At 67.3% G+C, this 13,243-nt stretch carries 14 protein-coding genes and 1 pseudogene; 5 read left to right on the top strand and 10 right to left on the bottom strand.

What is annotated here, in order from left to right; genetic code table 11:
- Positions 1–172 precede the first annotated feature (172 nt).
- Positions 173–463, top strand: a complete 291-nt coding sequence (locus tag BN118_RS13960) for a DUF3579 domain-containing protein (protein WP_003812933.1) — start codon at positions 173–175, stop codon at positions 461–463.
- A 4-nt stretch (positions 464–467) separates the two neighbouring features.
- Here the strand turns inward: BN118_RS13960 and BN118_RS13955 are convergent, their stop codons facing one another.
- The 5 genes from BN118_RS13955 to BN118_RS13935 all read right to left on the bottom strand — a co-directional run bounded on the left by BN118_RS13955 (position 468) and on the right by BN118_RS13935 (position 4,659).
- Entirely contained in the window at positions 468–1,376 is a 909-nt protein-coding gene (locus BN118_RS13955; protein ID WP_003820369.1) for a LysR family transcriptional regulator, read from the bottom strand.
- Between the two features lie 111 nt (positions 1,377–1,487).
- Complete coding sequence (locus BN118_RS13950) at positions 1,488–2,213, bottom strand: SDR family oxidoreductase (protein ID WP_010931528.1); 726 nt, start codon at positions 2,211–2,213, stop codon at positions 1,488–1,490.
- A gap of 146 nt (positions 2,214–2,359) precedes the next feature.
- Positions 2,360–3,313, bottom strand: coding sequence for a 2-hydroxyacid dehydrogenase (locus BN118_RS13945; RefSeq protein WP_014905951.1), 954 nt, complete (start codon positions 3,311–3,313; stop codon positions 2,360–2,362).
- Between the two features lie 102 nt (positions 3,314–3,415).
- Positions 3,416–4,387, bottom strand: coding sequence for a Bug family tripartite tricarboxylate transporter substrate binding protein (locus BN118_RS13940; protein WP_003812927.1), 972 nt, complete (start codon positions 4,385–4,387; stop codon positions 3,416–3,418).
- Positions 4,388–4,467: 80 nt separating this feature from the next.
- Positions 4,468–4,659: a hypothetical protein gene (locus BN118_RS13935; protein ID WP_003812923.1), complete on the bottom strand. Its 192-nt coding sequence runs from the start codon at positions 4,657–4,659 to the stop codon at positions 4,468–4,470.
- Between the two features lie 207 nt (positions 4,660–4,866).
- Between BN118_RS13935 and BN118_RS13930 the strand changes: the two genes are divergently transcribed.
- The 3 genes from BN118_RS13930 (at position 4,867) to BN118_RS13920 (ending at position 7,666) form a co-directional block, all read left to right on the top strand.
- Entirely contained in the window at positions 4,867–5,784 is a 918-nt protein-coding gene (locus BN118_RS13930) for a dihydrodipicolinate synthase family protein (RefSeq protein WP_003812921.1), read from the top strand.
- Positions 5,785–5,846: 62 nt separating this feature from the next.
- On the top strand, positions 5,847–6,617 hold the full coding sequence (locus tag BN118_RS13925; protein ID WP_003812919.1) for a FadR/GntR family transcriptional regulator: 771 nt from the start codon (positions 5,847–5,849) through the stop codon (positions 6,615–6,617).
- A 98-nt stretch (positions 6,618–6,715) separates the two neighbouring features.
- Positions 6,716–7,666, top strand: coding sequence for an IS481-like element IS481 family transposase (locus BN118_RS13920; protein ID WP_014905922.1), 951 nt, complete (start codon positions 6,716–6,718; stop codon positions 7,664–7,666).
- Here the strand turns inward: BN118_RS13920 and BN118_RS13915 are convergent.
- The gene (locus BN118_RS13915) at positions 7,626–8,912 is read right to left on the bottom strand and encodes an MFS transporter (RefSeq protein WP_227914971.1); all 1,287 of its coding nucleotides are present in this window, start codon (positions 8,910–8,912) and stop codon (positions 7,626–7,628) included. The two genes, BN118_RS13920 and BN118_RS13915, sit on opposite strands and share 41 nt — an antisense overlap.
- A gap of 60 nt (positions 8,913–8,972) precedes the next feature.
- On the opposite strand from BN118_RS13915, the gene BN118_RS13910 reads away from it, so the two are divergent.
- Positions 8,973–9,800 carry an AraC family transcriptional regulator gene (locus BN118_RS13910; RefSeq protein WP_010931533.1) on the top strand — a complete coding sequence of 276 codons (828 nt, stop codon included), beginning with the start codon at positions 8,973–8,975 and terminating at the stop codon, positions 9,798–9,800.
- A gap of 67 nt (positions 9,801–9,867) precedes the next feature.
- On the opposite strand, the gene BN118_RS13905 is transcribed toward BN118_RS13910, so the two are convergent.
- The 4 genes and pseudogenes from BN118_RS13905 to risA all read right to left on the bottom strand — a co-directional run bounded on the left by BN118_RS13905 (position 9,868) and on the right by risA (position 13,217).
- Complete coding sequence (locus BN118_RS13905; RefSeq protein ID WP_014905950.1) at positions 9,868–10,386, bottom strand: carboxymuconolactone decarboxylase family protein; 519 nt, start codon at positions 10,384–10,386, stop codon at positions 9,868–9,870.
- Between the two features lie 55 nt (positions 10,387–10,441).
- Positions 10,442–10,990 (bottom strand): peroxiredoxin, encoded by a 549-nt coding sequence (locus BN118_RS13900; RefSeq protein WP_003813886.1) that lies wholly within the window; start codon positions 10,988–10,990, stop codon positions 10,442–10,444.
- Positions 10,991–11,052: 62 nt separating this feature from the next.
- A pseudogene (gene risS, locus BN118_RS21255) lies at positions 11,053–12,448 on the bottom strand (sensor histidine kinase RisS).
- Positions 12,449–12,482: 34 nt separating this feature from the next.
- Positions 12,483–13,217, bottom strand: a complete 735-nt coding sequence (risA, locus tag BN118_RS13885; protein ID WP_003813882.1) for a response regulator transcription factor RisA — start codon at positions 13,215–13,217, stop codon at positions 12,483–12,485.
- Positions 13,218–13,243 lie beyond the last annotated feature (26 nt).

Raw genomic sequence — 13,243 nt, 5'->3', positions numbered from 1 at the left:
GGCCGGCGCGCGCCGGCGGCGTGCGCCGGCCGGAAAGCCGGTCGTGGGCCGACGCCTGCCCGAGGGCGGGCGCGGGCCAAAAGATCAATCATATACAATTCGCGGCGCGGGTCGCATGTTTGAGACGCGGCCGATCCCGGCGTCCGCGCGCGAAGCCCGCAGTGAAGGTCACATGGCAACTCGCGTCAAACAATTCGTTATCCACGGCGTCACCGAAAGCGGTGTCCGTTTTCGCCCGAGCGACTGGGCGGAGCGCCTGGCCGGCGTCATGGCCCAGTTCCGCCCGCCCGGCAGCGCCGGCAACCACCTTACCTACTCGCCCTACGTGCTGCCGGTCGTCATCGACGGCGTGCGCAGCGTCGTGGTCGACCAGCGCCTGCGCGAGCTCGAACCGCTGGCGTACAAGTTCGTGGTCGATTTCGCCCACGACAACCACCTCAAGACGGAAGAGCGCGAAGCCTGATGGTTCAGGCTTCGAGGTGCGGCTGCATGAGCGCCTCGAACCACTCCAGGAAGACGGCCAGCCGCCGCGAGCGCTGGCGCCGGTGCGGATAGAGCAGCGCCACCGGCATGGAGGCGGCGCGGCGGTCCGGCATGACCTCCACCAGTTGTCCGCCGTCGAGCAGGTGCTGCACGTCGTAGCGGGGAATCTGGATCAGTCCCAGCCCGGCCAGGCAACAGGCGATATAGCTCTCGGCGTTGTTGACGACCACCCGGCTGGCCGCCTCGACGAGATTCGTGCCGCCGCGCGGCGTGGCGCATTCCCAGGGCAGCGCGCGGCCGGTCTGTGGGCTGGCGTAGCCCACCGTCCAGTGGCCCGCCGCCAATTCGTCCGGGTGCCCGGGTTCGCCGTGTTCGCGCAGATAGGCCGGGCTGGCGCAGTTGATCAAGGCCAGGCTGCCCAGCGGCCGCACCACCAGGCTGCTGCTGTGCAGCACGCCGATGCGCACCGCGCAGTCCACGCCCTCGCGTACCAGGTCGATGGCGCGGTCGCCCGAGCCCAGCGCCAGCTGCAGGCGCGGATGGCGGCGCAGCAGGGCGGGCAGGGCGGGCGCGACCAGGCGCCGCGCGATGCGGCTGGGCACGTCGATGTTGAGCCTGCCGGCCGCCTGGCGCTGGCTGGCCTGGAACAGCTGGTCGATGTCCTCGACCTCGGCCAGCAGGGGGCGGATCCGCTCCAGCAGTTGCGTACCGTCGGCGGTCAGGCGTACCTGGCGCGTGGTCCGATGCAGCAGCCGGGCGCCGACCTGGCCCTCCAGCTGCTGGACCGCGGCGGATACGGAGGCGCGCGGCAGCTCCAGCGCGTGGGCCGCCTTGATGAAGCTGCCCATCTCCGCGACTTGGGCGAAGACACGGTATTGGTCGAATCTGTCCATGAGGCTCGCTTTCGGAATGCGCCAGGCGCAGCCGAAAGCATAGCCGTTCCCGCTCCGGCCGCCTTACTTGGTGGTGTAGCCGCCGTTGATCAGCAAGGTCTGGCCGGTGATCTACCAGCCGTCGCTGACCAGGTGGCGGATGAAAGGCACGACGTCCTCGATGTGGGTCAGGCCGGTGGGCGAGTGGGGCGAGAGCGCCGCGGCGCTCTGGTGATAGGCCACCGCTTCGGGGCTTTCCTGGCCGTAGAAGAAGGGCGTGTCCATCGGGCCCGGGCCCACCGCCGTGACCGAGATGCCGCGCGCGCCGAACTCCTTGGCCGCGGCCCGGGTGTAATGCTCCACCGGCGCCTTGGTGCCCGCGTAGGCCGAATAGAACGGCGTGAACGCGCCCAGCAGCGAGGTGACCAGCGTCACGATCTTGCCGTGGTCGTTGACGTGGCGGCCGGCTTCCTTGAGGAAGAAGAACGCGGATTTGGCGTTGACGGCGGCCATCTCGTCGTACTCGGCCTCGCTGATCTCGGAGAATGGCTTCTTCAGTACCTTGCCCACGGTGTTGATGGCGATGTCGGGCCGGCCGACGGCGGCCACCGCGTCGGCATAGAGTTTTTCCACCGCGGCCGCGGTGGTGAGGTCGCCCTGCAGCGCCACCGCCTGGGCGCCGGCGGCCTGCAGCGCCGCGACCGTGGCGTCGGCGTCGGCCTTGGATGCCGGACTGTTGTAGTGGATGGCGATGGCGCGGGCGCCGTGGGCGGCCAGGTCGCGGGCGATCAGGCCGCCGAGGTTCTTGGCGCCGCCGGCGATAAGCGCGACTTTGCCTTGGATGGAATGGTCAGCCATGGGACGTCTCCGTGTGAAATCGGGGGAACGTCCAGCTTAGGCGCGGCGCCGCGGCCGATAAACCGGCCGGGCCGGGATGGATTGTCCAGGAAAACGCGCCAATTCCCGCTTGATTGGGCGGGATTGGCGCGCAATGGGCAGGCGCCCTATACGGGGGTGATGACGTCGCCGGTCTTGAAGAACGAGGCCAGGTTGTCCAGCATCAGGTTTTCCATCGCCATGCGGGTCTCGAAGGTGGCGCTGCCGATGTGCGGCAGCAGCACGGTGTCGTCGCTGGCTTTCAGCGCGTCGGGCACCAAGGGTTCGTGTTCGAACACGTCCAGCGCCGCGCCGCCCAGTTTGCCGGCCTGCAGCGCGGCCACCAGCGCGGCTTCGTCGATGACCGGGCCGCGGGCGATGTTGATGATGAGGCCCTTGGGGCCCAGCGCTTCCAGCACTTCCTGGTTGACCAGGTGGCGGGTGCTCGGGCCGCCCACCGTGGCGACCACCAGGAAATCGGCCCAGCGCGCCAGGTCGGCCAGCGAGCTTTCGTAGCCATAGCTGACGTCGTCGCGCCGGCGGCGGTTGTGGTAGCGCACCTGCATGTCGAAGCCGTCGCCGCGCCGGGCGATGGCTTCGCCGATGCGGCCCAGGCCGATGATGCCGAGGTTCTTGCCGCTGACCCGCGTGCCCAGCGGAATGCTGCCATGCACCTGGCCCCATTGGCCGGCGCGCACGAAGCGGTCGCCCTGCGCCATGCGGCGGGCGCCCGAAATCAGCAGGCCCCAGGCCAGGTCGGCCACGCAATCGGTGAGCACATCGGGGGTGTTGCTGACCAGCACGCCACGCTTGCGGGCGGCATCGACGTCGATGGTTTCGTAACCCACGCCCCAGCTGCAGATCGCCTTGAGATCGGGCAGCGCGTCGATCAGCGCGGCATCCGCGCCGAAATTGGCCGAGGTGACCAGCGCGGTGACGCCCTTGCCATGCCGGGCCAGCGCGGCCGCACGGTCGGCCTGCTGCCACAGTTCGAGCACATCGTATTCGTCGGCGAGTCGCCGATTGGCCGTCGGCGATCCGGCCAGGGAGCCTACCTGGATGATGCGGTGCTTGGTGGTCATGTCGTCTGATTCTTAGGGTGGCAAAGCGAAAATGCTACTTGATTCTGCCTCGGCTGGGCGCTGCGGTGCGCCAAAGCGCGCCGCAGGCCGGGGCGGGCGCGCCTATTCGAGCTGGATACCGCCCTTTTCGATGACCTCGCGCCAGCGCTTGACTTCGTCCTGCTGGAAGCGGCTGAATTCGGCCGGCGTATTGGCGACCACTTCGAAGCCCAGCCCCTGCAGGGTTTTTTCGACCTGCGGATCGCGCAGCGTGGTGCGCAAGGCCTCGGCCAGCTGCTTGACGATGGCCGGCGGCGTGTCCTTGGGCACGGCGAAGCCCTGCCAGGAATAGACCACCATGTCCTTGACGCCGGCTTCGGCCAGCGTGGGCACGTCGGGCAGCTCGCCGACGCGCTTGTCGCCGGTGATGGCCAGCGCCTTCAGCTTGCCGCCCTTGATGTGCGTCTGCACCGCGCCGAGGTTCTGGAACGACACGTTGACCTGCGCGCCCAGCAGGTCGGCGATGGCCGCGCCGCCGCCCTTGTACGGCACGTCCACGCCGGTGGTGTCGGTGCGCTGGCGAAACAGGATGGCCGACAGGTGGTCGGACGACCCGGTCCCCGAGGATGCATAGGAGACCTTGCCCGGATTCTTCCTGGCGTAGTCGATCAGCTCGGCCACGGTATTGGCCGGGAACGAGGGCGGGGCCACCAGCACGTTGGGATTGCGCACGGCCTGGGTCAGGTACGAGAAGTCCTTGCTGGGGTTGTAGGCCAGCTTCTTGTACAGCGCTTCATTGATGGCGAAGGTGCCGATCGAGCCCACCATCATGGTGTAGCCATCGGGCGTGGAGCGGGCCAGCGCCTGCGCGCCGATCGCGCTGTTGGCGCCCGGCTTGTTCTCGACCACGAAGCTCTGGCCCAGGATCTTGGTCATGCCGGGCGTGACGGCGCGTGCCGTGATGTCGGACGAGCCGCCCGGCACGAAGGGCACGATCATGGTGATCGGCTTGTCGGGGTATGAGGCCGCGTGCGCGGCGCCCACCGCGCACGCGGCCATGCCGGCGGCGGCCAGCAGCGATTTCAGTTTGTTCACGATGTCTCCAGCGCACGTGTTGTTTTATGGCGCGGCGGCCGGCCACGCGCTATCGGCCGCCGCGTTTGCCTGGGCAGGTGTCAGTCCACCGTGGCGCCAGATTGCCGGACGACCTGGGCCCGCTTGCGGGCTTCGTCGGCCATGAAAGCCTTGAACGGTTCGAGGGTATTGCCCGACGGCCGCGCGCCCTGTTCCTGCAGGCGCGCGCGCACGCTGCCCTGGCGCAACGCGGCCAGTACGCCGCGCACCCTGTTGGTGGGGATGGCAAACATGTCGTGTGTCTCCTCGTGCGCGTCGGGTGCGCGTGGTGTGGTGCGGCGGCCGGAGCACGTCGCCGCGGAGGGCGCGACGATATGCCGCCATGCTACGCTACTTATTAGACAATATATTTATTAGTATTTAACTTGTCAACCAAGTATACTTTTAAAAAATTTCACGCCAACACATATACAACCGTAGATTTTGCAGGAGCCGTGCTCATGAAAACCACCCCGGTTACCCCTGATGACCTGCAGCGCTCCGTCATTGCCGTGCCGCCGCTGGCGCGCCATGCCGATCTGACGCTCAATCCGGCCGCCAACCAGGCGGTGCTGCGTCATCTGGAAGCAGGCGGAGTGCGCAGCGTGATGTACGGCGGCAATGCCAACTTCTACCACGTGCAGGTCAGCGAGTACGCGCAGTTGCTGGACTTCCTGGCCGAGTCCGCCGGCCCCGATACCTGGGTGCTGCCGTCGGCCGGCCCCGACTACGGCAAGCTGATGGACCAGGCTGCCATCCTGCGCACGCGCGACTTTCCCACCGCCATGCTGCTGCCCATGTCGTTTCCGTATACGGACGCCGGGCTGGCCGACGGCATCCGCCGGTTCAGCGACGCGATGGACCGTCCGGCGGTCGTCTACATCAAGTCGTCCGACTACCTGGCGCCGGCCACGGTGGCGCGCCTGATCGGCGAAGGCCGCATCGCAGCCCTGAAATACGCGGTGGTGCGCGAGGATCCCGCGCGCGATCCTTATCTGGATGCACTGCTCAAGGAAGTCGACCCGCGCTGGATCGTCAGCGGCATCGGCGAGCGGCCGGCCATCGTGCACTTCCGCCAGTTCGGGCTGCGCAGCTTCACCTCCGGGTCGGTCTGCGTGGCGCCGCGCGGCTCGATGCGCCTGCTGCATCTGCTGCACCAAGGCGATTTCGAGGCGGCCGAACAGGTGCGCGCCGCCTATATCCCGCTGGAGGATTGCCGCGACGGGATCAGCCCGATCCGCGTGCTGCACGACGCTGTGACGCTGGCCGGCGTGGCCGACATGGGGCCCATGCTGCCGCTGTTGAGCGGGCTGGATCCGGCCGACCGCGAGCGCGTGGCGCCGGTGGCGCGCGCGTTGCTGGCGGGCGATCGCCAGTGATCCTGGCGCGCGGCGCGCCGCGCGATGACGTACGATGGCGCAACCGCAGTGATCAGTCAGGAGTGCCCGTGGCCCGCAAGCAAGAGTCCGCCAAGTCCGCCGCCGTCGACGCCGACGGCGGCGTCGCCCTGCACCTGGAGCGGGGCCAGCGCGTGCGGTTGGCCGACCAGCTGTACGGGCAGATCTTCGACCAGATCGCCTCGGGGCGCCTGAACGTGGGCGACAAATTGCCTTCCGAGCACGAAATCTGCGAGAAATTCGGCGTGTCGCGGCCGGTGGTGCGCGAAGCCCTGCTGCGCCTGCGCGCCGACGGACTGGTGACGGCGCACCAGGGGCTGGGCACATTCGTCAGCCACCAGCCCGCGCCGCGCCTGAAGACGTTCAGCGACGTGCAGAACGTCGGGGCCTACCTGCGCGCCCAGGAAGTGCGCGTGGCGCTGGAGGGCGATGCGGCCCGCCTGGCGGCCCTGCGGCGCACCGACGAGCAATTGCACAAGATCGGCGAGGCGCATGCCGCCTTCGTCGAGGAGCTGGAGCATGGCCGCGTCTCGCCAGAGGCCGACCTGGCTTTCCACGCCAGCATCGCCGAGGCCAGCGGAAACGATTTCTACCTCGGCGTGCTGGAAACCATACACGAGTCGATCAGCGGCTTCATGCGCCTGACCCTGAGCCTGACGCGCACCGGTTCGCGCCAGCGCGCGCAGCGCGTGGCCGACGAGCACGCGGCCATCCTGGGCGCCATCCGCGAGCAGGACGCCGAGCGCGCGCGCATTGCCATGCAGTTTCACCTGGGCCAGGCACGCCACCGGCTGGTGGATCGCGACAAGGACTAGGTGTGAAGATTCAATAGGTTGTATGCATGGTTCATCCGAACCGGATTTGAGAAACTGGAAATCGCCAACCCCCCAGTTCACTCAAGGAGCCCGGCCGGATGAACACCCATAAGCATGCCCGATTGACCTTCCTACGTCGACTCGAAATGGTCCAGCAATTGATCGCCCATCAAGTTTGTGTGCCTGAAGCGGCCCGCGCCCATGGGGTCACCGCGCCGACTGTGCGCAAATGGCTGGGCCGCTTCCTGGCTCAGGGCCAGGCGGGCTTGGCCGATGCGTCCTCGCGCCCGACGGTCTCGCCCCGAGCGATTGCGCCGGCCAAGGCGCTGGCTATCGTGGAGCTGCGCCGCAAGCGGCTGACCCAAGCGCGCATCGCCCAGGCGCTGGGCGTGTCAGCCAGCACCGTCAGCCGCGTCCTGGCCCGCGCCGGTCTGTCGCACCTGGCCGACCTGGAGCCGGCCGAGCCGGTGGTGCGCTACGAGCATCAGGCCCCCGGCGATCTGCTGCACATCGACATCAAGAAGCTGGGACGTATCCAGCGCCCTGGTCACCGGGTCACGGGCAACCGACGCGATACCGTTGAGGGGGCCGGCTGGGACTTCGTCTTCGTGGCCATCGATGACCACGCCCGCGTGGCCTTCACCGACATCCACCCCGACGAGCGCTTCCCCAGCGCCGTCCAGTTCCTCAAGGACGCAGTGGCCTACTACCAGCGCCTGGGCGTGACCATCCAGCGCTTGCTCACCGACAATGGCTCGGCCTTTCGCAGCCGCGCCTTCGCCGCGCTGTGCCATGAGCTGGGCATCAAGCACCGCTTTACCCGACCTTACCGCCCACAGACCAATGGCAAGGCCGAACGCTTCATCCAGTCGGCCTTGCGTGAGTGGGCTTACGCTCACACCTACCAGAACTCCCAACACCGAGCCGATGCCATGAAATCCTGGCTACACCACTACAACTGGCATCGACCCCACCAAGGCATCGGGCGCGCTGTACCCATCTCCAGACTCAACCTGGACGAATACAACCTATTGACAGTTCACAGCTAGCGGCCGGGGCGCTTTGCGGCTCGGGCCGCTCGCTGGGCAGCAGCAGCACCATGGTGGCGGTGCAGGCGGCGATGACGGCCATGCCCGCGAACAGGCTGCCAAAGCCTGCCTGCTTGACCACCGGCCCTAGCAGCCACACCGCCAGCGAACTGACGCCGAACGACACCGTCAGCCGCATGCCGGCCACGCGCGAGCGGCTGCGGTCGTCCACATAGCGCACGATCATCGCGTCGGTGAACGGGATCGCGCCGAAAATGAACACCATGGTTCCCAGCAGCGCGGCAAACAGGGCCCAGCCCTGCGCCACGGCCGCCCAGGCCAGCAGCGGGATCTGCGCCAGCACCATGCACAGGTAGAGCGGCTTGAGCGCGACCCGGTCGATCAGGCGCCCCACCACCACCTGCGTGAGCGATGCCACCACATAGATGAACGCCAGCATGGCGCCGAGGGCGACCGGGTCTTCGACGATGCCGCGAAAACGCTGGTCCAGCAATTGGGCATTGCCGTTGGTGGTGAAGTTGAACAGCAGGCTGCCGGTGACGGCGGCCGCCGTCATGACCGCGAACGCCCGCGCCAGCTGGCGCGGGTCGAGCAGCACGCTGGCGCGGCTCTTGCGGCGGGCCGGCGGCTCGTCCTCGGCGGGGCATACCCGCATGAACAGCAGGCCGCACGCGATCGACAGCAGTCCGGGCACTGCGAAGGCCGCCCGCCATCCCAGCCATTGGACCAGCACGCCGGTGACCAGCGCCGCCAGGGCCACGCCCAGGTTGCCGGCCAGCCCGTTGACGCCGATGACCGCGCCCGGGTTGGTCGCGTGCTGCACGATCATGGGAATGCCCACCGGATGGTAGATGGCGGCGAACGCGCCGATCAGCGCCATCGCGCCGGCCAGCTGCCAGGCATTGCGGGTCAGCGCGCACAGCAGCGCGGCTGCGCCCAGGCCGAAGAAGAACAGCAGCATCATGCGGCGCCGGCCCCACAGGTCGCCCAGGCGGCCGGCCGGCCACGATGCCAGGCCGAACAGGAAGAAGGCCGCCACGCCGAAGGGCATGAGGTCCTCCCAGCGCGCAAAACCGAAATCGGCCGCGATGGCCGCGACCGCCGTCGCGAAGATCAGCAGGAACATATGGTCCAGCGCGTGCGCGACGTTCAGCAACAGCGTGACGCTGCGCGGGAAGGCGGCGGGAGGGGCGGGCGTGCTTGCTGCGGGAGCGTCCATGGCGAAGGCGTCGTAATGAGGATGCATGCCAGTGTGCGCTGGCTGCGCTATTCTGTCCTTCTTGAATTCGACCAAAACTATCGAGAAATGGACAAACCCGCCGCCGAAGCCATCTCGGTTGCCCATGCGCGCGCGCCGGCTGTCGTCACGCGGCGCAACCGCTATCCGGCCGACGCGCACGTCAAGCCGCATTGGCACGATCGCGCGCAGTTCCTGTGCGGCTCGTCGGGGGTGATGCGGGTCGCGACCCGGCGCCGGCTGTGGGTGGTGCCGCCGATGCGCGCGTTATGGATCCCGGCGCGCACGGTGCACGAAATCCGCATGAGCAGCGCGGTCGACATGCGGTCCTTGTACATCGACGCGGCGCTGGTGCGGGGCATGCCCGACGATTGCGCCGTGCTGGACATGACTGCGCTGATGCGCGAGCTGGTGGTGCGCGCCAGCACCGATGCGCCCTCCACCCGCGACGCGCCCCAGCGCCACGAGGCCAGCGACGGCGCGCTGGACGAGGAATATGGCCTGCTCAGCGCCTTGATGGTGGCCGAACTGCGGCGGCTGCCGCGCTGCGGCCTCGATCTGCCGCTGCCCGAGAGCGCGGCGCTGCGTGGCCTGTGCGAGCGGGCGCTGGCCGACTTGTCGGCATTCGACAGCGCCCAGGCGCAGGCGCGCCGGCTGAAGCTCAGCGCGCGCACGCTGTACCGGCGTTTTCTCGACGAAACGGGCCTGAGCTTCGCGCGCTGGATCCAGCAGGCCCGCCTGCTGGACGCCGTGCGGCGGCTGGGCGACGGCCAGGCGGTCACCGACGTGGCGCTGGATCTCGGCTATCAGAGCCCGAGCGCGTTCACGGCCATGTTCAATCGGGCGCTGGGCTGCTCGCCGCGCGAGTGGCGGCGGCTGGGCGAGGGAAGGGAATGAGTGCCGGCCCCGCGCAGGGGCCGGCTGCGGCCGCCGGCGGGGGAGGCCGGCGCACCGCGGGGGGCGCTTACTTGCCCTGCGCGGCCAGCGCCAGGGCGGCTGCGTTGACGACGGCGGCAATACGGCCCGCGTCGCGCAGCTGTTCGACGGTCAGGCCGTCCTTCTTCAGGTTTTCGTAGTGCGACTGCACGCAGAAATGGCACTTGCCGATGATCGAGGCGGCCAGCGCGAACAGCTCGAAGCGCTTCTTGTCCACGCCGCCATGGGTGGCGTAGGCATTCATGCGCAGCTGCGCCGGCAGGCTCTTCAACTGGGCGTCGCCGGTCATTTCGACGTACGGATACCAGGTGTTGTTCATGCCCATCAGCGCCGAAGCGGTCAGGGCGGCATTGGCGTCGGTCTTCGACAGCGCACCCTTGAAGGCGTCGATCAGCAACTGGCTGCGCGCGGCGAACGCGGCCGACAGCGCGGCGCCCAGGGCGTCTTCCGGCGCCAGGGTGGAGCGTGCGATCACGGCGTCCAGATTCAGGCGGATGTCCTTGGCCCAATCCGGCAGTTGATCCTTAATGGTAGAAAGGAATTCCATAGTTTTTCCCTATAGTCTGGAGCAATGAAAGCCCGGACGAGCCGGGCCGGGGAAATTACAGCGTGGCGCCGCCAACCGAACGGTTGCACGGGCACAGCTCGTCGGTTTGCAGGCCGTCGAGCAGACGCAGCACTTCTTCAGGGTTGCGGCCGACGTTCAGGTTGTTCACCGAAACGTGCTGGATCGTGTTGTCGGGGTCGACGATGAAAGTGGCGCGCAGCGCGACGCCGGCACCCTTTTCACGCACACCCAGCTGATCGATCAGCGCGCCGGTGGTGTCGCCGAACTGGTAGTGACCCAGCTTGTTCAGGTCCGGGTGCTCACGGCGCCAGGCCAGCTTGACGAATTCGTTGTCGGTCGAGCCGCCCAGCAGGACGGCGTCGCGGTCTTCGAAATCCTTGGCCAGCTTGTTGAAGCCGACGATTTCGGTCGGGCACACGAAGGTGAAATCCTTCGGGTAGAAATAGATCACTTTCCACTTGCCGGGGAAGGAGCTTTCGGTGATGTCCTCGAAAGCCGAAACGCCGTTTTCTTCATGCTGGTTGAAGCCGGGCTTGACGCCGGTAACCTTGAAAGGCTCGAGTTTGTCGCCAACAGTTTTCATGTGGTGCTCCCAGTAAGTTGGTGGAATTAAGGCAGGCAAGGCCTCAAGCCCTAAATTCTACGCTATTGGTTTTCGCTGTCTAATTGATAATTTCTAAATTTGGCTTTGGGTAACTCTATCCGCGCGATCAGGCCGCCGCCCTGGCGCGGCAGCATGCGCAGCGAGCCGCCCACGTGCTTGAGCAGGCGTTCGACGATCGCCAGGCCTAGCCCCGCGCCGCTGACGCCGGTGCGGGCCGCTTCTCCACGCGAAAACGGACGCAGCAGGCGGTCGACTTCCTCGGGGGCGATGCCGGGGCCGCGGTCGGCCACTTCGATCGCCAGGATATTGCCTTCCGAATGCACGCTGATGGCCAGGTGGGCCAGTCCGTCGGGCGAGCGGCCGTAGCGGCGCGCGTTCTCGATCAGATTGCTGACGATGCGCTTGAGATCCAGCGCCGTGATGCGCGCCCGCAGGCCCGGATCGATCGAGGCTTCCAGCTCGCCGCCCAGCGAGGCGGTATAGCTGCGCTCGCGCTCATACAGCTCGGCCAGCACCGACGAAATGTCGGTGGCGAGCTGGGGCAGGGTTCCGGCCGGGCGCGCGTATTCCATCAGCTGCCCGATGCTGTGGTCGATCTGGCCGAGGTCCTCGTCGATGGCCTGGCGGGCGTCCTCCGAGACGCCGCTCATCTCGATTTCCAGGCGCATGCGCGCCAGCGGCGTGCGCAGGTCGTGTGAAATGCCGGCCAGCATGAGCTCGCGATCGGCCTCGGCCTGCCGCAGGTCCTTGGCCATGCGGTTGAACGAGGGCATTCAGGTCGCGGATTTCCAGCGGACCTTGCTCGGGCAGCGGCGCGGGCGTTTCGCCGCGCGAGAGCACCTGGGCGGCGCGCGCCAGCCGCGACAGCGGCCGGTTGACGAACCCCACGCTGACGGCCGCGCCGACCAGCGACAGCAGCAGCGCCGTGGCGCCCCAGCCCAGCCATTCGATGCCGCCGGTCAGGCCGATCTGCTCGCGCTCGAAGACCAGCCAGTACAGGTCCTGGTCGATCTGGAAGCTGACCCAGAAGCCGGGTACCTGGTTGACCCCCCAGGCGATCTGGGTTTCGGGTCCGAAACGCACGCGGATATGCTGCGCGACCCGTTGCCAGTAGTCGTCGTCGGGCAGCGCCTCGGTGAAGTCGGTGAGCTCGCGCGGGTAGACCTGGATGCCTTCGTTGGTGGCCAGGTCCAGCAGCAGCTTGCTGCGCTCGTCCGTATGCGAATAGACCAGGGCCGTACGCGTGATATTGACGGCCGTGATCACCCGCTGCGCCATCTGATTGGCGCGCGGCTCCAGCTCCATGCTGAAGAAGACTTGCAGCCAGGCGCCCAGGCTGACCAGCATCAGTGCCGCGAGCAGCAGAAAGGTGCGTCCGAACAGGCCGAGACGCAACCGCGAGGTCAGGTTTCTGAACAGTCTGCGCATGCGGGGCACGAGACGGCGCTCCTGCCCGGGGCGGGCCATTAGGTCAACTGCCGCCATCCGGAACGAAAACGTATCCCAGGCCCCAGACGGTTTGGATGAAAACGGGTTTGGACGGGTTGGGTTCGATCAATTTGCGCAGACGCGAAATCTGCACATCCAGGCTGCGGTCGAACGCCTCGTATTCGCGTCCGCGGGCCAGTTCCATCAGCTTGTCGCGCGACAGCGGGATCTTTGGATGGCGGGCAAAAACCTTCAGGACCGAGAATTCGCCGGTCGTGATCGGCACCTGCTCGCCATTGCGGGTGAGGGTGCGCGTGGACAGGTTCAGGACGTACGGGCCGAAGGCGATCGACTCGTTTTCCTGGCTGGGCGCGCCCGGGTGCTCTTCGGTGCCGCGGCGGCGCAGGATCGCATTGATGCGGGCCAGCAGTTCGCGCGGGTTGAAGGGCTTGGACAGGTAATCGTCGGCTCCCATTTCCAGGCCGACGATCCGGTCGATTTCCTCGGCCTTGGCGGTCAGCATGATGATGGGAGTATTGTCGTGGCCGCCGCGCAGGCGGCGGCAGATCGACAGGCCATCCTCGCCCGGCAGCATCAGGTCGAGAACCAGCAGGTCAAAGTGTTCGCGTTGCCACAGTTTGCCCATTTCCTTGGCATCTTCGGCCACGAATACATTGAACCCTTGTTCCGACAGATAGCGGCGCAGGAGATCGCGCAGTCGGGGATCATCGTCGACGACCAGGATCTTGCGGGTAGGAGTGGTGTTTTGCGTGTTCATGGCCGGAAATGTAACAGTGACAAGAA

Source organism: Bordetella pertussis 18323, from assembly GCF_000306945.1.
Classification (GTDB): domain Bacteria; phylum Pseudomonadota; class Gammaproteobacteria; order Burkholderiales; family Burkholderiaceae_B; genus Bordetella; species Bordetella pertussis.
This window is presented reverse-complemented; position numbering and strand designations above follow the sequence as displayed.